Origin of the sequence: Nocardia sp. CA-120079 (assembly GCF_050955745.1) — a bacterium.
GTDB lineage: Bacteria > Actinomycetota > Actinomycetes > Mycobacteriales > Mycobacteriaceae > Nocardia.
The window spans coordinates 9,273,031-9,291,099 of the sequence record NZ_CP192088.1 but is presented as its reverse complement, the minus strand read 5'-3'; the positions used below and the strand labels follow the sequence as shown (position 1 = coordinate 9,291,099).

General features: G+C 67.1%; 14 protein-coding genes. 5 read left to right on the top strand and 9 right to left on the bottom strand.

The window, feature by feature from the left end:
• Positions 1 to 200 precede the first annotated feature (200 nt).
• The gene (locus ACQPYR_RS41885) at positions 201 to 1,367 is read left to right on the top strand and encodes a glycosyltransferase family 4 protein (protein ID WP_433635398.1); all 1,167 of its coding nucleotides are present in this window, start codon (positions 201 to 203) and stop codon (positions 1,365 to 1,367) included.
• A 287-nt stretch (positions 1,368 to 1,654) separates the two neighbouring features.
• Here the strand turns inward: ACQPYR_RS41885 and ACQPYR_RS41880 are convergent, their stop codons facing one another.
• The 3 genes from ACQPYR_RS41880 to ACQPYR_RS41870 form a co-directional block, all read right to left on the bottom strand.
• On the bottom strand, positions 1,655 to 3,532 hold the full coding sequence (locus ACQPYR_RS41880; RefSeq protein WP_433625488.1) for a hypothetical protein: 1,878 nt from the start codon (positions 3,530 to 3,532) through the stop codon (positions 1,655 to 1,657).
• Positions 3,533 to 3,623: 91 nt separating this feature from the next.
• A complete protein-coding gene (locus ACQPYR_RS41875; RefSeq protein WP_433625485.1) occupies positions 3,624 to 4,091 on the bottom strand; it encodes a MarR family winged helix-turn-helix transcriptional regulator in 468 nt (155 codons plus the stop codon).
• A 57-nt stretch (positions 4,092 to 4,148) separates the two neighbouring features.
• Positions 4,149 to 4,916, bottom strand: coding sequence for an alpha/beta fold hydrolase (locus tag ACQPYR_RS41870; protein ID WP_433625483.1), 768 nt, complete (start codon positions 4,914 to 4,916; stop codon positions 4,149 to 4,151).
• 105 nt (positions 4,917 to 5,021) lie between these two features.
• Between ACQPYR_RS41870 and ACQPYR_RS41865 the strand changes: the two genes are divergently transcribed.
• A complete protein-coding gene (locus tag ACQPYR_RS41865) occupies positions 5,022 to 6,449 on the top strand; it encodes a polysaccharide biosynthesis protein (RefSeq protein WP_433625481.1) in 1,428 nt (475 codons plus the stop codon).
• Between the two features lie 62 nt (positions 6,450 to 6,511).
• The gene (locus ACQPYR_RS41860) at positions 6,512 to 6,871 is read left to right on the top strand and encodes a VOC family protein (RefSeq protein ID WP_433625480.1); all 360 of its coding nucleotides are present in this window, start codon (positions 6,512 to 6,514) and stop codon (positions 6,869 to 6,871) included.
• Between the two features lie 67 nt (positions 6,872 to 6,938).
• On the opposite strand, the gene ACQPYR_RS41855 is transcribed toward ACQPYR_RS41860, so the two are convergent.
• Positions 6,939 to 8,045: a DUF3068 domain-containing protein gene (locus ACQPYR_RS41855; RefSeq protein ID WP_433625478.1), complete on the bottom strand. Its 1,107-nt coding sequence runs from the start codon at positions 8,043 to 8,045 to the stop codon at positions 6,939 to 6,941.
• A gap of 203 nt (positions 8,046 to 8,248) precedes the next feature.
• Between ACQPYR_RS41855 and ACQPYR_RS41850 the strand changes: the two genes are divergently transcribed.
• Positions 8,249 to 9,454: an acyltransferase family protein gene (locus ACQPYR_RS41850; RefSeq protein WP_433625476.1), complete on the top strand. Its 1,206-nt coding sequence runs from the start codon at positions 8,249 to 8,251 to the stop codon at positions 9,452 to 9,454.
• A gap of 93 nt (positions 9,455 to 9,547) precedes the next feature.
• On the opposite strand, the gene ACQPYR_RS41845 is transcribed toward ACQPYR_RS41850, so the two are convergent.
• The 5 genes from ACQPYR_RS41845 to ACQPYR_RS41825 form a co-directional block, all read right to left on the bottom strand.
• Positions 9,548 to 10,048, bottom strand: a complete 501-nt coding sequence (locus ACQPYR_RS41845; protein ID WP_433625474.1) for a DinB family protein — start codon at positions 10,046 to 10,048, stop codon at positions 9,548 to 9,550.
• An 18-nt stretch (positions 10,049 to 10,066) separates the two neighbouring features.
• Entirely contained in the window at positions 10,067 to 14,518 is a 4,452-nt protein-coding gene (locus tag ACQPYR_RS41840; protein ID WP_433635397.1) for an alpha-(1->3)-arabinofuranosyltransferase, read from the bottom strand.
• Between the two features lie 149 nt (positions 14,519 to 14,667).
• Complete coding sequence (locus tag ACQPYR_RS41835) at positions 14,668 to 14,835, bottom strand: DUF2613 domain-containing protein (RefSeq protein WP_083898253.1); 168 nt, start codon at positions 14,833 to 14,835, stop codon at positions 14,668 to 14,670.
• Positions 14,836 to 14,949: 114 nt separating this feature from the next.
• Entirely contained in the window at positions 14,950 to 16,041 is a 1,092-nt protein-coding gene (locus ACQPYR_RS41830; RefSeq protein WP_433625472.1) for an isochorismate synthase, read from the bottom strand.
• Positions 16,042 to 16,098: 57 nt separating this feature from the next.
• On the bottom strand, positions 16,099 to 16,578 hold the full coding sequence (locus ACQPYR_RS41825) for a universal stress protein (protein WP_433625470.1): 480 nt from the start codon (positions 16,576 to 16,578) through the stop codon (positions 16,099 to 16,101).
• A 148-nt stretch (positions 16,579 to 16,726) separates the two neighbouring features.
• Between ACQPYR_RS41825 and ACQPYR_RS41820 the strand changes: the two genes are divergently transcribed.
• Positions 16,727 to 18,055, top strand: coding sequence for an ADP-ribosylglycohydrolase family protein (locus ACQPYR_RS41820; RefSeq protein ID WP_433625468.1), 1,329 nt, complete (start codon positions 16,727 to 16,729; stop codon positions 18,053 to 18,055).
• The last annotated feature ends 14 nt before the right edge of the window (positions 18,056 to 18,069 follow it).

Here is an 18,069-nt window from a genome sequence, read left to right as displayed (position 1 = left end):
GTCGGCACGGCGCAGAGTCTCGCATAGTGCGGGCAATGCGCCGCAGTCCCGCCCGCCTGGGCTGGGAATTCTCGCGGCGTCGGTTGCTGTTCATGCGGTGCGCGATTGCTGGTAAGGGCGCGGTGGAGGCTGGTCGGGCAGGTGCGCGGGTTAGGGTGTACGGCGATATCCGTGACCTGCTGACCGAGAGAAGCTCCACCGTGCGCGAAGTCCTCCTGCTGTGCTGGCGTGACACCGGGCACCCGCAGGGCGGCGGCAGCGAACGATACCTGGAACAGGTCGGCGCGCAGCTCGCCGCGCGCGGGGTCAAGGTAACCCTGCGCACCGCGCGATATCCGGGCGCACCGAAGCGGGAGCGCATCGACGGCATCGATATCAGCCGGGCGGGCGGGCGGTTCTCGGTCTATCCGCGGGCGCTGGCCGCTATCACGCTCGGACGGCTCGGCATCGGGCCACTGCGAGGTCTGCGGCCCGATGCGGTGATCGATACGCAGAACGGGATCCCGTTCTTCGCGGGGGCGGCGGCGAAGGCACCGTCGGTGGTGCTGGTGCATCACGGGCATCGGGAGCAGTGGCCGGTCGCCGGACGGTTCGTCGGGCGGATCGGCTGGTGGATCGAATCGCGGCTCTCGCCGCGGGTGCATCGGCACAACCAATACCTGACCGTTTCGCTGCCCTCGGCCGAGGAACTTGCCACGCTGGGGGTGGACGGTTCCCGGATCGCGGTGGTGCGCAACGGCGCCGAACCCGTTCCAGTGGACGCGCCGACCGGCTGCGCGGAGACGCGCACCGAAGAGCCGCGCATCGTGGTGCTCTCGCGGTTGGTGCCGCACAAGCAGATCGAAGACGCGCTCGCGGTTGTCGCGCGACTACGGAGTCGGATTCCCGGCCTGCGACTCGATGTCATCGGCGACGGCTGGTGGGCGGACAACCTGAAGACCGACGCCCGCCACCTCGGCATAGCCGACGCGGTCACCTTCCACGGCCACGTCGACGAGCGGCGCAAACACGAATTGCTCGCGCGCGCTTGGGTGCACGTGCTGCCCTCCCGCAAGGAGGGCTGGGGCCTCGCGGTCATCGAGGCGGCGCAACACGGGGTACCGACGATCGGCTACCGCAGTTCACGCGGACTCACCGATTCCATTGTCGACGGGGTGACCGGGGTGCTCGTCGACGATGTGAGCCAGCTCTGCGAGTCCGTCGGTGAGCTCATCGATGACATGCAAGCGCGCGCTGTCATGGGGGAGAAGGCTCGCGCCCGTGCGCGTGAATTCTCTTGGGAGCAGACCGGGAACGGGGTGTACGCGGTGCTCGCGGCCGCGGCGCGCGGGGAGTACACCTCGGGGCTTATGCCGCCTGGGCCCTGATCCGGCCGCGGTCGTGCGACGAACTCGTCGGCGACGCGCAATGCGTGCGTGGGAGTCCGGATGACCATAAACCTGGGCGTGCGTGACCTCGATTCGCTCCGGAATCCATGTCTGAGTAATTCCGGCGATCCTGCTCGCTTCCGCTGTTGCCCAAACGCGTTGGTGCCGGCCGGCACAGCAGCCAGGTGGCGTTGATGTCGATGTCGTAGGCCAGCCGATCAGCATCCGGTCGTGAGTGCGCACCGCCGTGCTCGGTTGTGGCCCTACCCGCTCGGGTGCACATGCCGTCAGCGTTGGCGCAGTACGGCCGCTAGCAGCAGGCCGCCGACCACTAGGGCGGCCCAGAGGATGTGGGCGGCGTAGGCGATTGCACGGTGTGTGGACTGCGATTCCTTGAAATGGTCGGCGCTGTCGGGAACTCGGTACAGCGCCAGCTGGGAATCGGCGTAGACCTCGTCCAGCTGGGCGAGCGTGGTTTTCGACTCACCCACCGGTCCCGGCGTGGTGCGCTCGACGAGGACCCAGCCGACACCGAGCTCACCCAACCGCTGCGCCGAATCACCGTGCAGCAGTGCGCTTTGCACCTCCCTTGCCCGGGCGCCCTCACCGGCCACGGTCCGTCCGTGCACCGGAAGCTCACCGGTCTGCAATACATCGCGCGGCAGCATCCGGGGCGCCGGATCCAACACCGCCACCTTGCCGCTGTACGGAAATCTCCGAAACATCCCGCCGGGCAACACCGCAACATCCCCAGGTCCATCGATCCGCTCCGCAACCCGCTGCCAGCCGACCGGGTAGTGCACCGGCTTCAGCGCGCCACCGACGCCCCAAGCCAAATCGAACAGCGGCAGCACCAGCAGGGCGATGAATCCCGTTGCCGCCACAGCCATCCCGGGCGTCCGTGAGCCGACGGACGCCTTGGCCGCGAAGCGCGCTGCGACGGCTCGACACCCAGCGGCGGCGCACAGCGCATAGGCGGGCATGGCAAGCGCGACATACTTCTGCGTATCCCGCAGCAGTCCCGCGCCCGGTACATGAGCGACAAGCCACTCCATGCCGCTCATGCCCCACGATGTCGCTCCCAGTGCGGGCAGCACGACAGCGAAGGCCGCCAAGACCAGCAGCCCGCGACGAACTCGCACGGCGGCGCGGTCGGTGTCACCCGCGCAAGCGGCATGGGTTGCGCCGATTTCAGTGACGTCGGGCGGCGCCGAATCGGTGGCGGCGGTATCGGATTCGATGTCATCGGCGCGGCCCCGGATAGCGACCGTCTTGATCGCGGCGGTGCTGCGGATGCCGATGGCTACGAGCGCAAGGAGTAGGGCGGTGGCGATCAGGGCGAGGGGGGTGGTGCGAGAGCCGGGGACCGCGTCGGCGTTCCAGATTCCGCCGAGCCCGGCCAGCGCGCCGAGTGTGCCGAGGGCGGGTTCGGCGCGGGCGGCGAAGGCGGCGATTCCGGCCGGGTCGGAGGGTTCGGTCCCGGCACCCGACAAAGCCGCCGCCAACCAGGGACCGGACGCCGCCGACAGTAGAACCAGCGCCCCGAGCACATTTCGACGCCCAACCAGCACCACCGCGGTGCTGCCTGCCAAGAGAGCGCCGGTCGGCGTCAGCCCCGCCGCCGCAAAACATCCGGCCAGGGCGCCCCAGGAACCGACCGCGCCACGGCCTGCCATCGCATCGGAGCCACCCGCCCGTCGAATTCGATAGGCGGCCAGTGCGGTCCACGGCAGTGCCGCGTATCCGGTCAGCAGGCTCCAATGCCCTTGGAGCAGCCGTTCGGCCACGTATGGGTTCCAGAGCGCGACGGTCACGGCGACCAATTGCGGCCCGACCGATACCCGAAGCAGTTCCCTGGCCAGCATTGCCGCCCCATAACCGGCCGCCCACAGTGCCACGAGCAGGATCGTCTTGACGATCAGCCCACCGTCGACGATCGGCGACAGCGCGGCCAGCATCGCATCCTGTGGAACCGCTCGCGGAGCCGCGTCGCCGAGCCCGAGCGCCGAGTCCGTCAGGTACGACCGAGGCGTGCTCACCGCATCGCGCAATAGCAGGTAGCCCGGCCCCAACAGTGGCCCAGCGATCACCGCCGCCAGCAATCCGCTGTAAACGGCGGGGACGAACCTTGCCCACTGCTTGCGTCGAGCCAGGCTGTCACTCACGCCTGTGCACCTTACGTACCGACGAGCAAACCGCCACCCTCCGGTACCGAACGCCGGTTACCGGGACTATCCGCATCGCCCACCCGGCGATTCAATGCCGCCGTTGCAGCCCCGCACGACGTTCGACCACCCGCACTGCGGGAAAGTCGGCGGCGAAGCCGCGCAACAGTTGCAGCGTCTCGTCGATGGGTTGTCCGCTGGTCGCGATGTCGATCGCGCCGTACAAGCGCTCTTCCACCCGTGCCACCTGCGCGGCGAGATGGCGTCCAGCGGGGGTGAGGCCGAGGGTGATCTGGCGTCGGTCGGTTGAGCCGGTCTGCTTATCGATCAGGTCCATAGCGACGAGTCGGTCGACGAGTCGGCTCGGACTGCCACCGGTTTCGCAAACCAGCAGGTCGCCGAGGCCGGCCAAAGTCAGCGGTTGATGATCGGCAAGCACGCGCAGGACTTCGGCCTGGGATGGAGTCAGTCCCAACGGTCGTAACTCCGACGACAGTTTTCGGTTTCCCTCCCGCTGAATGGCGAGGATGAGATAGCGCAATTCCTCAGCCGGCCGCACGGGTGTGCACCTGCCGAGCGCGGTCGAATGAGCGGGTGGACGTCATGGGCTACCACTTTAGATGTCGTGTAACAGGCTCCCGCGATTCATGGGCGCCCGGCTGCTGATCTGCTCGTCACGGAGGAACTCGGCGATGGCGTTCGCGTAGGTGTGCGGGTGCGAGAAGCGGAACATGTGGCCGGTGCGTTCCAGGATGACTTCCCTGGCGTCGGGGATGCCCTCTCGAAGCACCGTCGCCGCCGCTTCGCCGATCAAGACGTCGTGTGCGGGCGTGAGGATCAGTGTGGGCACCGCTACCTGCTCGAGTCGGTCTGTGTAGTCGGCGTTCAGCGCCGCGATCGCACGGGCGCCGAAGGATTCGGCGGGGGTGTTGTCCAGGAACAGGTTCCGGCTGTCGGCCTTGCTCCACGGGATCTGCCCCTCATGATCATGCGGCGACGCCAGATTGTGGGCATGAGCACGCAGGGCCACCTGACGGTAGAGAGTTCCGCGCATCCGTCCCATGGCGCGCATCGCGGTTTTCAGGACCGGCGAGGAGATCGGATTGGCGGCGAACCCGCCCGACAAGACCAGGCCTTTCAGTCCGCGCGGTCGGCGGACGGCCAGTGCCAGCGCGATAATCGCGCCGAAGGAATCGCCGATCAACACGAACTCCTTCAGATCCGCGACCACCGCGGCCGCGGCATCGGCATAGGTCTCCATATCGGCGACGGCTTCGGGGAGCCGCATCGTGCGCATGGGGTGCGCGGCCAATGGGGTGAGTTGCTCGATATCCCACGGGGCGCCGGAGAAGCAGGGAACAAGGACGAGAGTCGGTTCGGTCATGCATTTAGATTACACGACATATATGTCGTGTAATCTAAATGGTGATGCAGGTCACGAGGGCGGGTGCTTGCGGGGTGCGGGGTGGTGAGGTGGGACGATTGCCGCGTGCCTGCCGTCCGCCGTCTCCCCGTCGTGGCGGATCTGTCGTTGGTCACGGCCGGGGCGATGACGGCCAATGTGGCGGGATATCTGCTGCAGATGCTGGCGAGCCGGTGGTTGGGCGTCACCGGGTACAGCGAATTCGCCAGTCTGCTCGCGGTGCAGCTGTTGTGTGCGGTGCCCGCGCTGGCGTTGCAGAACGTGGTGGCCAGGGAACTGGTACGCGGCGCGAGTGTCGGGGTGTTGCGCGGATTGCAGTGGCGGTGCGCGGTGATCGTCGCTGTCGTCGCCGCCGTTCTGGTGCCGGTTGTGACGGTGGTGCTCGACGTCGGAGTACTCGCCTGCGCGGCCGCCCTCGGCGCGGCCCCCGCATTGGTGCTGTTATCCGGTGAACAAGGAATCTTGCAGGGCAGCAGGCGCTTCCGCGCCTTGGCCGTAGTCCTGGGTGCGGCGGGAGTCGCGCGTGTGGTCCCGGCGTTGGTGGTCCTCGCAGCGGGCGGCGGCACAGCTGCCGCACTGTGGGCCGCCGCCATCGGAATCGTCGTCGCGGCCGCGTTCGCCCGCTCCGCCGCAGGCTCGGCCCGCATTCCTTCAGTCACTACCCAAGCGGCGGAACGGCCGTTGCACGAAGAACCGACATCCAGAGCGGGAACTCGGGATGACGATCGGTCCGGCAGCGAGGGGCCGCAATCCCCGGGACGCGATGTTTCCGCGGATGAGGCCACGCGATCCCGGCGCGAAGACACCGCGGCGGGTGCGCGTTCCCATGATGTTTTCGCAGATCAGTCCGCGCGATTCCGGCGCGAAGACGCAGTGAGTGAGCCATCCGTCGGTGTGTTGCCGGTACTGCGGGCGGCGCAGGTACAGGCCGCATTGATGGCATTGTCGTCGGCGGATCTGATCGTCGCGCGGATCGTCTTGGACGAGGCCGATGCGAGCCGGTACGCACTCGGGGCGATCGCGGCGAAGATCGCGTTCTGGCTGCCGCAGGCGGTGGGGGTAGTGCTCTATCCGCGCATGGCGCAGCCGACGCATTCGGCGCGCGCGATCCGGGACGCACTGGCCGTGCTGTCCGGCATCGGAATCGTGGCGGTATTGGGCGCGGCCCTGGCCGCACCCGTCGCGCCATTGTTCGCGGGACAGGATTACGCGCCGATCCAAGGCCTGCTGTGGTTGTTCGCCCTGCAAGGAGCCGTACTTGCCGTGCTGCAAGGTGCGTTGCTTTCGGCGATCGCGGTGGACCGCACCGCCCTCGCCGCGCTGACCTGGCTCGGCCTCGCGGTCGAGGTGGTCCTCATGGCCTGCTTCGCCCGGTCGGTACCGACGCTGATCACCACCGCGGTCGGTGTCGCGGCCACTACCACGACGCTCGTGGCCGTGATCGTATTGCGTACCGCCGATGACTCCGGGAAATCGCCGAGCGCATCCGGCTGAGCGCACACGCCGTACCGGCGAGACACGCACGTAGCGCCGTCCGCTCACCTAGCATCACCAGCATGATCACCGCCGTGCACACACTGGTCTACGCGGAGGATCCGGACGCGGCTCGTGCCTTCTTCCGTGACGTTCTCGGCTGGCCGAATGTCGATGCCCACGGAGGCTGGCTCATTTTCGGGACCGGGCCGAGCGAGCTCGGCGTGCATCCCGCGGATGGGCCGCCGCGCCACGAGATTTCGCTGATGTGTGATGACATCGAGCAGACCATGGCGGAATTGAGTGAGCGTGGGGCGCGATTCGTGGGTGAGGTGGCCGAGCGGGGCTTCGGGCGCTGCATCGATATGGACATTCCTGGCGCGGGCGTGATGCTGCTGTATCAGCCGTCGCATCCCGTCGCATATCCACAGGCTCCGTCCTGAGCTCTGGGCCGAAAACGAACTCGGCTCCCCGGCATAACGCCGGGGAGCCGAGTTGTCGGACCAACGATCAGAGGTTCTTCTGGATCCTGATCTGCTCGGTCGGAGAATCGTCCCCGCCGCGGCCCGGCCCACGCCGACCCGCACCGGCCGGAGCGGCCCCGCCGCGGATCCCGAGGAACACACCGCCGACCACGGCGGCGACACCGAGCACGCCGAGCACGATCGGCATGATACGGCCGTACAGCGACAACTTGTCGATGTTCTCCTTGGCCACCGAGATCTGCGATTCGATGGTGTTCTCGTCGAAGACGAGATGCGACTTCAGCGCGGTGACGTCCGGGTGGTCGCCGCTGCGCGCGTAGTACAGGTGGATCTGCTCGCCACCCTTGATCACGGTGCCGGTCTGCGGCTCGACCCACAGGTCGCGGGTGTTGGTGTAGAAGCGGGTCATGGTGACCGGGTCGTCGCCCTCGAGGCCCCACTTCGATGCGGGCAGGCTCAGCTTGTTGGTCGGCGCCTGGATCACGTCCCACATGTTGGTCACCGGGACCGACATCTGGAAGTGGTAGACCTTCATGTCGTTGATCTCGGACTCTTCGAGGAACTTCACGTCGAAGGACTTACGCGCATTGACATCGAAGTACGGGTAGGTCTTCTTCTCGGTGCCGATCGGGAAGCGGTACTGCAGACCGGTGTGCTGGACCGGGTCGGCGATGCTCTGCATGTCCTTGTTCACCGTGACGGCGATGGAGCCGTTGGGGTCCTTGGCCACCGGCTCGCCGCTCTTGCGGTCGATGGTGACCCGGTCGACGGTCGCGGTGAGCAGGCCGGTGTCGCCCTGCTTATCGATGCGCCGCAGGGTCTGACCGGCCTGGAGGGTCATCTGGGTGGCGTCGGAGGGCTCCTCGACGGTGGTGAACCGCTGGGAAATCAGCGGCACATTGGTGTCGATCTTGGCCGCGCCCTCCGGTGCGGTAAGCGACTTGGAGTCCAGGACCAGGCTGTCTTCGCCCGGCTGGTTCGTCGCGATGGTGGTGATCTCGAGATCGAGTGGAGTTTTCGCCAGTTTGCTGACGGTGTAGGTCGGGATCATCACCGCGGCGACGATCAGCAACGCACCCAGACCCACGAGCAGGCAGGCCACCGTCCTTCTGGTTCCGGCACTCAGTGCCATGCAAACTCTCCTCGTCGTAGAACACAGGTCTGTACGGCGAGTACTGCGGGCACACCGCGGCACTCGTGAGCCCCGACACTAACAGCCCGATGTCGTACCATGCGGTGCCGAGGCCGGATTCGACCCAGAAATCGCCCGAGTTTAGCGCGAAATCTGAAACGTGGGGTTACCAGCTGGTAGGACATCCTGCAGACTGGAGTTCGATGACCGCCACCCTATCCGCGCCGACCACCACCGCACCCGCGCGTACACGCGGTTTCGTGCCCGCCTTGGAAGGTATGCGCGGCATGGCCGCACTCGGTGTGCTGCTGACCCACGTCGCATTCCAGACCGGCGCCGCGAATACGCCTGTGCTCGGGCGGGTTTTGGAACGGTTCGATATGGCGGTCGCGGTCTTCTTCGCTCTGTCCGGATTCCTGCTGTGGCGTCCGCATGCGGCGGTCGCGCGCGGACTGGGCACGGCGCCGTCGGTCGGCCATTACTTGCGGCATCGCGCGGCGCGCATTCTGCCCGCGTACTGGGTTGTGGTCGCCGCGGTGCTGATCCTGGTGCCGAGTGCGGCCGATACCGCCGGCCTGCGGGTATGGGCTTCGAATCTGGCGTTGACGCAGGTATTCGTGCCGCTCACGCTCACCGATGGACTCACCCAGATGTGGAGCCTGTCCGTCGAAGTGGCCTTCTATGTCGCGCTGCCGCTGCTGGCGTTCGCGGCGGTGCGGTTGCGTGGCGATGCCGCGCGCTGGCGCGTCCCCGCGATCCTCGCGCTCGCGGTCGTGAGCCTGGGCTGGAACTTCATTCCGGTCCCGACTCCGGATGCCATTCACGCCGACAATTGGCTGCCCGGATATCTGCCGTGGTTCGCGGGCGGCATGTTGCTCGCCGAGCTCGTCGACAATAGGGATCAGCTATCACCGCGGCTTCGGCTGCTCGCCAATCAGCCGGTGATGTGGAGCATCGCGCTGGTCGCATTCCTGATCTCTGCCACGGACCTGGGCGGTCCCGCCGGGCTGACGCGGGCCGAGCCCTGGCAGTACGCGGCGAAGATGGGTTTCGGCGCGATCATCGGTTTCGCGCTGCTCGCTCCGCTGGTGCTGCGCCCGCCCGGCGCGCGTCCACATCGCTGGTTGGAATCCGGGGTCGCCGCGATGATCGGGCGCTGGTCCTACGGCATCTTCCTCTGGCATCTCGCGGTGCTCTCGGTGGTGTTCCCGATTTTCGGAATCCTGCCGTTCGGCGGCAACTTCGGCAAGGTGCTCGTCCTGACGATCGCGATCACCCTCCCGATCGCCGCGGCCAGCTATGCACTCATCGAGGAACCGGCGCGCCGGTTCGCGCGTGATCGCGATCGTGCAAAGGCCGCGCGCTCGGCTGCGACCGTGACGGAAGCGCGCGACGAGACGGTTGGCTGACCGATTCGGGCCCGCGGCAAGTGAATTGCTCCGCTCGGCGACTGTGCGCGGGTAGCGGCTCGGCATCGCGAGATCGGGCGGTGGTGGGAGTGATCAGCTGTCGAGCTGGCGGCGGATGTCGAGCAGATGGTGCCGGAGCTCGTGCAGTGTGTGCAGGGCGAGCCAACGCAGTGGACGTTCCTGGCGCTGCGGGAAGTTGTAGATGATGGTCCGGTCCCAGTCCGCGCGTGTCAGCCGATCGAGGACGGTGGCGAAGAGCAGGGCCGCATCGTCGAGTTGTCGGGCGACATCGGCCGGCTGCTGCTCGTTGTACCCGTCGTGCTCGACGCGTTCATCGCGACCCATCGGCTCGAGCGCCGGAGTATCGACCCGGCGCGCGAGCAACACCCGTTCCCGTTGTGCGAGCAGGACATCCCGCACATGGCATGCATACTCCAACGGCGACCACACATCCGGCGCGGTGCGCTGCCGAAGCACCCGACCGTCACCGGCGAGCAGTGCCGCGTATTCCGCTGCGTGGCCCCTGGCCAGCGCCGACACCTCGGGAACCAAGGCCGGGTCGTACTCGAATCCGCACTCCGCGCAGTCCGTCACCTATCCGAGGCTATTCCCTCAACCATGTTCACGCCGGGCGGGCAGCGCAGCGATGCCGACGGCGATCACGGCGAGCAGTGCGGGTACTTGCACCCACAGCGATCCACCCATGTATCCACCTGCGGCGCGCCATGGCCCGGTGGACAGGGCCGCCGCCGCGGTGGCGGTGCCGAGGCCCGCGATGGCGGTGAGGACTTTCGGCTTCATCCGTGCGGAGAACCGAGTGGCGGCGAGCGCGACCACCGTCAGTGCGGTGCCGACCGGTCCGGCGATGACTGTTGCGACAGCAGCGATTCCGAGCGCGCCGAGAATGCGATTGCCCCAGGTGGTCGGGGGTGTTCCGTAGTAAACAGTGTGATCGGCTGCGTCGACATCTGCGTCGGTTTCGTGCGTGTTGGTGTTGGCTGTGTCCCTGCTGGTGTCGGCTGCGCGCCTGTCGGGGTCGGTTATGTTCCCGTTGGTGTCGGCTGCGTGACCGTCGGAGTCGGCAGGGCTGCGTTTACCAGGCGGATTCCGAGTGGGGTCTTCCGCGGGCGAATTCGGCTCCGGGCCAACGGTTGCCGGGCTCCGGCGCTTGCGGGGGATGGCGATCAGGATGAGCGGGATGAGCAGCAGCAGGCCGCCGAAGATACTGAGGCGGTACCAGCGGTCGATGGGGAATGAGACGGTGATGGGATTCGAGTAGTTGTCCGGGAGCAGCCAGCCTTGCTGCCAGCCGTTGACCACGACCGGCTCGAGTTCTTTGCCGTCGGCGGTGCGCGCCTGCCAACCGACATTGGTACTGAGCGGCAGGACGAGGAGCTGCCCCGATGGCGCAGTGGGCGCAGCGGCAGGGGGGAAATCGATGCGGTTCAGGCGAAGTCGGTCTACGAAGAACAGATCCGTCGGTGCGACCGTCACGTCCGCACGCCCCGCAGCCACCGGGATCGTGTCGGTGGATCCGCTGTCGGCCGCATCCGGTGTGCGGGCTGTGCTCGGGCCATTACCGAGTGCGGGGTTGGTTGAACCGGCGCGGGCATCCCCAGTGTCCGCCAACTCGGGCGGAAGTTCCGAATCCGCACACACGCGAGCGGGAACCGGTGCACCAGAGCGCAATTCATCAGCGGTCGCGGTGACGGACGTGTGCACGAATCGTCCACCGAGCGCAATCGTCGGCCCCTGCGCGCACGGGACGGTGATCAGCCGATCCCCCGGGGCGGGCGCTGGGTAATCGGGACCGAGTACCGATACCTCGGCGAGACCGGGTGGCTGCGTCTGGGCGAACCCGAGGGCGGTGCGGTCGAGGACCGGCTTCCAGGTCTGGATGCTCAGTTCGATGCGGTCGGTCACGGTGGGCTGCAATGAGACTCGGGTCGATTCGCCCGGTTCGATCTCGCGAACCTGTGGGCCGTTGCCGAGATTCACGACTATCGAAACAGGTGCGGCGGGCAACTCGCCGAGCGACGGTGTCACGTCCAACCCTGTCACCAGCGCCGGTTCGGGCAATTCCAGTGTGAGTGTCGGTTTGCCGCCCGCCAGATTCCGCACCGAAACCTCCGGCGCGGTCCAACTCGTGCGCGGATCCCCATCGGTGGCCGCGAAGGCGGAACCACGGAGGTCGCCGACGTCTGCCTTACCGCGCGCGACGGGACGCGTGTGGTCGGTGAGCAGCGCCTCGAGCGCCGGACCCTGTCGAGTCCGCACGGTCAACTGCGGCGTCACATTCACCGGTTCCGGCACCGACAGCGTGCGTTCGAACGTGCCGGGTTCCTCCGGCGCCAAGGCAAGTCCCTTGCTGCACCGCACGCGGTCCGGCGCATCGAAACACGCACTGCGCCCGGGAAATTCCTGACCGAGATCCCAGGCCCGCACCTGCGCTCCCGCCGGGGTGGGCGCAAGCACGCTCCGATGCCGAATATCGACCCGCACCGGCGCGCTCCGGTCGGTGTAGTCGTCCAGAGTCAGCTCACTGATTCCGAATTGCCCACCGCGCGTACCGTCCTCGGTGCGGATGGCGGTTATGGTGAGCCAGTCGGTTTTGCCCGCAGGCAGCGAAATCGACACCGGCATACCAGGTTCGGGAATCCGCGCGGACACACTCCCGTTCGCGGTCCGCACCTCGACCCACTTCACCGGATCGCCGATCGCGGCCGCGCTGGTGGTCAGCTCCAGCAGTCCGGAGCTGATCGGATGGTCGAGATCGAGCCGAAGCCATTGTCCCAGCGCGTGTTCGGCGCCATTGCTGATCCACGCGGTCGACGGATCACCGTCGACGACCGCGGCCGTCGAACTGCCGGGCGCGGAGCCGCCCAACTGCGTGGCGTCGGCGGCGGAACTCGATGCGGTGACCGTCGCACCCGACCATTCCCCGCGCACCAATTCCGCACCGGGAACGCGATAGTCGGGCACGAGGTTGTGCGTGCGGCGCGCATCGTCGGGCGCGCGCAGCGCCGAATTGTGATTGTCCACCCGACCGAAGTCGGCCTCCCGGTCCATCGGCGTATCCGTCACCGTCAACGGCCCGATCGGCAGACCGGCCGCCGCCGCATCGGATGCGAGAAGCGTCGGCGCGGTTCCGGGATCGCGGCGCAACCGTTCGAGCACTTCCGGCCCGCCCTGAACCGTACCGACCGAGGTCATGGGCACCGTGTAGGCACCAGGGAATGATGTCGGCGCGCCTGTGCCGCTGTGGATCTCGATCGGAGTGCCCGCGGGCGGTGCCTCGACGCGATAGATCTCGACCGCCCGATACGCGGGGCGCAGATCACCATCGGCGACCAGACCGTCGGGTCTGACAGTCTCGATCGGGTTGCCGAATTCGGCCACCTTGTGCAATCCAGGCGACCCGTCGATCGCCTGATGAGCCAGCATCGGGCGGGTCGAACGTGACGTCTCCGGATCGAGATCGTTACGCAGTACCAGAATTCCGATGCCCTGCTCGGCCAGCGTCGCGGCGAGTCCGGTCGAGGGCCTGCCGTCGGCGATCAAGCGCTGCACCGAATCCATGGCCCGGATGGTGCCCGGCGGGTTCAGCGGCACCGCATCCCGGATTGCCCACGGTGTACTTGCGAGCGCCTGCAGCGGTTCGTCGCGGGTGAGTCCCCAAATCTGACTGCCGAAGGGGGCGCCGGGCACAACCAGCGCTCGGGTATCGGAGGCATTGTGGGACAACCACTGCGCCGTCTGCTTCCAGTACTCGGGCACTTCGTCGTAGGCGCCGCGCGGTGCGAGCTTCGCGGTCCAGGCCAATGAGGTGGACAGTGCGAGCGCGGTCAGGATCAAGGCGGCGACGGCGACGGATCTATCGCGTTCGGGATGGGCGAAGGCGCTGCGCCACATCGGCATCGGGACGGACGCGGGCAACGGCACCTTGCTCAACATATGAGCGAGACCGAGCACCAACGGAATCCGGATCAGCGGTTCCAGCTTGTGCACGTTGCGCAGCGGCGCGCCCCCGGCATCCAGGAATACCCGCATCGAATCCGCGAACGGCCCGCTCAGTTCACCGACAAATCCGGCACAGATCCCGACCAGCCCGACCAGCAGAATCAGTGCGAGCCGCCCGCGATACGGCATGGACCGCATCGCCAATCCGGCCATACCTGCCGCCGCGAGCAGTCCGGTGGCCAGCACCGCGGCGGGCTGGGTCACCAGTACCGCGCCCGCGATCCGCTCCGGCGAGACGAACGGCGTCCAACTGTCGGTGCCGCGCAGCACTTCACCGAGCGAGGCCCACTGCGTGGTCACCCCTGACGATTCGATGTAGTCCAGGAACGGCGGACTCACCTTGCCGAGCAACAGCAACGGCACCGCCCACCAGAATGTGGCCAGCACCAGCAGCGGAATCCAGGCCCGGGTGAACCGCCACCACTTCCGGTTCGGTCGATACGACGCCCACCACAGCAGCGCGGGCAGAAACGCGGCGACCGTCGCCACTGCATTGACCGCACCCATCAATGCCAAGGCCAGCGCACTACCTGCGGGTGAAGCTGCACCGCCGCGCCGGTTCCGGTAGGCGGTGCCCAGCGCGGCGGGCGCGAGCAGCACCCACGGCGCGAGCACCATCGGCAGCGTCTCCGAGGAGATCGAACCGAGTGTGGTCAGCACTCGCGGTGACAGTGCGAATGCGGCCGCCGCCACGATCCGCGATCCGCGTGCGCCGATGCCGAGCACTTCGCAGAGCCGCACGATGCCCCAGAACCCGGCGAGCAGCAGCAACGCCCACCAGATCCGCTGCGTCACCCAGGCGGGCATACCGAGTAAATGTCCGGCTGAGAAGAATGCGCCGTGGGGGAAGAAATATCCGTAGGCCTGGTTCTGCACCTGCCCCATCGGGGCCTGACTGCTCCACAGGTGGGCAGCGCGTTCGAGGAAACCCAGCGGATTCTGCGCCAGATCGTATTTGGTGTCGGCGACCGTCAGGCCGGGCGCCTGGAGAAAGGTGAGCAGGAATGCCGCGACCACGGTCCCGACGAACCAGCCCCTGCCCAGCGGGGCGCTGTCATACTGACGCGCCGCGCCTGAGGAGCCGAACGAGTCGGTGGCTGAAGCAGCAGGCTGTGTTGAATCCGCGACGCTCACCGGCCCTCCGTGGTTACGCAGGCTGCCGCCTACGGGCCTATCGTTCGCGCCGCGCGGGATCAGCGGCTGCCGTACTCAACATTGTTGAGTAGTGAGGAGGTGGAGTCGGAACGCTCGATATCGGGCCGCGTGTTCTGCTGCACTGCCATCGTGATGACGAACACCGCGATCACGCCCAACACGGCGCCCGCGACCGCACTCGCAACACCAGGGACAGCAAACTTCATCGCGGCACTCCAATACATCGATGCAGGCACATTCTGGGCCAACCTAGCAGGGCAGCGCGCGATCACCTACGTTCAGGCCACCGATAGCGGAATCGAATAGCGGGCGCGGGTCGCTCAGCTCGGGATGGCGCAGTGCAAACTGCCGAGCAGTGTGCGCAGTTTGGCGGTGGTCTCGTCCAACTCGGCATGCGGATCCGAAGCGGCCACGATGCCGCCGCCCGCGAAGGCACGGATCGAGCGCCCATCGGCGGCGATTTCCGCGCTGCGAATCGCGACCACCCATTCGCCGTCGCCGTACGCGTCGCACCAGCCGACCGCGCCGCCGTAGAAGCCGCGTTCCTCTTCTATGTGCGCGATCGTGTCGAGGGCGAGATCGGTCGGCGTGCCACAGACCGCTGGGGTGGGATGCAAGCGGATCGCCAGGTCGAGCGCGGTCGTCGCGGGATCGCGTAGGCGACCGGTGATCGGGGTGGCCAGATGCCAGACCTCGTGGGTATTGATCAGCTGCGGGGCGTCCGGAATGGTGAGTTCCGCGCAGACCGGCGCGAGCATCTCCCGAATCCACTCGATGACGAACGCATGCTCATCGCGATTCTTGGTGCTGGCCAACAACTCTCGCGCCTGGGCGGCATCGTCGTCCGGATCGGCGAGGCGCGGCAAAGTCCCCGCGAGCGGATGCAGCGTGACGGTCGCGCCGTGCCGTGCGACCAGTACCTCCGGGGTGGCGCCGACCAGCGTCGCACCCGGCCGGCCTGCGGCCGCCAGATCGACCGCGAAAACATTCGCATGCGGATGCCTGGTCAGCAGATGCCCCGCGACCAGCTCCGGTTCCAGCGCGCTATCGGCTTCGGCCAGCACCGACCGAGCGGCCACGACCTTGCGCAACGGCTGCGCCGGATCGTTCAGCTGCTCGACCAGTTTCGTCACCCGCGCGACATGCTCTGCCGGACTCGGTATTTCGGTGATCACCCGAACGGCGGGCAGGTCAGGCAGCGCCGCGGGCCGCCATGGCCCGACCGTGCGCTGCGCCTGCTCGGGCACGCAAAGCGCGGTCGAATTCCGGGGATCGAACGGCAGGGCGCCGACGATCAGCTCGGCGGTCCCGTCCCGCAGTGCCGCCACCGCCCGCGCCGCCTCGTCGAAGGTGGCCCGGGTCCCCGACGCGCGGATCACCCCACCGGGCTGAGCGAGCAAGAAACCGTTCATGATCCCTCGACCCTAACCCCGCAAACCCGGAGCAGAGCCACCCGAGCGACCCAAATCTCAGCGACGCGGTTCCCTACCCGGCGGCACCATGAGCACCGGACGGTGGCAATGCTTGAGTACGGCGTCGGCGACGCTGCTGTGCATCAGCGCTCGAATACCGGTGGCGCCGCGCGTCCCTGCCACGATGATGTCGACGTCGAGGTCGTTGGCGGTCTCGACGATGGCATTCCAGATCGTCGACGTGCACTCCGCGGTGCGGGCCTCGGCATTGAGACCGGCGAGTTTGGCCAAGCGGACGCCCTCGATATTGATATTGCGGGCGTCGACATAGGCGACGTCCTCTATCTCCTCGTCGGGCACCCATTCCGGCTGCATCACACCGGAGAGTCCGGACAGCCGAGCGGCTTGGCGCACCATCGGTTCCCAGGCGGTGAGCACCACCGCTCTGTTCGCCGCGAGGAACCGGCCGGCGTATTCGATGGCCCGCTTGGCATTTTCGGAACCGTCATAGGCAATGAGCATGAGATCGCACGGCACGATGACCTCCAGGTAGGAGTCATATGGCTACGCCACAACATTACTCCGGACAACTCCGACACGAGGTATTGCCGCGCGCGGATAATCTGCTGCGGGAACGGATTGAACGCCGAAAAAACCGACTGGGCGACACGGACCAGGAGCGGATATGCCCGATGCGAACGAACTGGTGTTCTTCGGCAGGCACGAGATCGACCCGCGGACCCTGCTGTTCTACGAATGGCGGCAGCGGCTCGAATCGGGCTATCCGGTGGCCGAGTTCGAGTCCGAGGTGCGCGCGCTCGTCGCCGCCGATCATGTCGAACCGGCCGAATGCTGGGCGATTTTCGATCGACTCGAGAGCGCCGAACGCGATCCCGACTGGGGTTATGACGAATCTGGAACTGCGGCACCGCAGTCGGCAATCCGGCCGGTCGCGCCGATACCCGAGCTGTTCGAGCGGATCCACGGCGGTTGGCTCGGGCGCTGCGTCGGCTGCACGCTCGGCAAGCCGCTGGAAAACGGATTCGTCTGGACGCCCGCGCGAATCCGCGCCTATCTCGAGCGGGCCGACGCCTATCCGCTGACCGACTATGTGCCCGCATTATTGCCGCCGTCGCCGGATTACCCGTTGAATCCGACCTGGCCGGTATCGGCGAAAGGCCGCATCGACGGTGCACCGCGCGATGACGATGTCGATTACACCGTGCTGGGATTGCACCTATTGGAAACATGTGGAACGAATTTCACGCAATCCGATGTCGCCGATGCCTGGTTGGCACATCTGCCATTTCTGCAGACCTACACCGCGGAGCGGGTCGCTTACCGCAATCTGATTGCCGGTCGGAAACCACCGGAGGTGGCCGGGTATCGAAATCCCTATCGCGAGTGGATAGGTGCGATGATTCGCGCGGATATCTACGGTTACGTCAACCCGGGTAAACCGGCGCGCGCCGCCGAACTGGCCGCGCGCGATGCCGGGCTTTCACATACCGGCAACGGTGTGTGCGCGGCGATGTGGGCCGCCGCGCTGGTGGCCGCGGCCTTCACCGCCGACACCATATCGGATGCGCTTTCCGTTGCCCAGCAATGCATTCCGGCACATTCCAGGTTGCGCGTCGCGGTCGCCGAAGTGATCGTGGACCATGACAGCGGCATGTCATGGGAGCAGGCTCTCGCAGCGATTCACCGCCGCCACGACCACTACAACTGGGTGCACGCCATTCCGAACGCCTGCCTCGTCGCCGCCGGTTTACTGTGGGGTGCAGGCGATTTCACCCGCACGATCGCGCTGACCGTGCAGGGCGGTTGCGATACCGACTCCAACGGCGCGACCGCGGGTTCGGTCGCTGGAATCCGCGCCGGTGCCCGCGGAATCCCGCCCCACTGGACCGATCCGTTCCACGACCGGCTGCACAGCGCGGTCTTCGGCCACGACGGCAGCCGAATTTCCGACCTGGCCCGCCGGACGCTGCGACTCGCCGCTAGCCATACCTGAGTCGAACCGTCCAG

Excerpts from the sequence above, each read along its gene's own strand:
- ACQPYR_RS41870 (WP_433625483.1), bottom strand. The coding sequence starts at position 4,916 with ATGACCGAACCGACTCTCGTCCTTGTTCCCTGCTTCTCCGGCGCCCCG.
- ACQPYR_RS41860 (WP_433625480.1), top strand. The coding sequence starts at position 6,512 with ATGATCACCGCCGTGCACACACTGGTCTACGCGGAGGATCCGGACGCG.
- ACQPYR_RS41855 (WP_433625478.1), bottom strand. The coding sequence starts at position 8,045 with ATGGCACTGAGTGCCGGAACCAGAAGGACGGTGGCCTGCCTGCTCGTG.
- ACQPYR_RS41850 (WP_433625476.1), top strand. The coding sequence starts at position 8,249 with ATGACCGCCACCCTATCCGCGCCGACCACCACCGCACCCGCGCGTACA.
- ACQPYR_RS41835 (WP_083898253.1), bottom strand. The coding sequence starts at position 14,835 with ATGAAGTTTGCTGTCCCTGGTGTTGCGAGTGCGGTCGCGGGCGCCGTG.
- ACQPYR_RS41830 (WP_433625472.1), bottom strand. The coding sequence starts at position 16,041 with ATGAACGGTTTCTTGCTCGCTCAGCCCGGTGGGGTGATCCGCGCGTCG.
- ACQPYR_RS41820 (WP_433625468.1), top strand. The coding sequence starts at position 16,727 with ATGCCCGATGCGAACGAACTGGTGTTCTTCGGCAGGCACGAGATCGAC.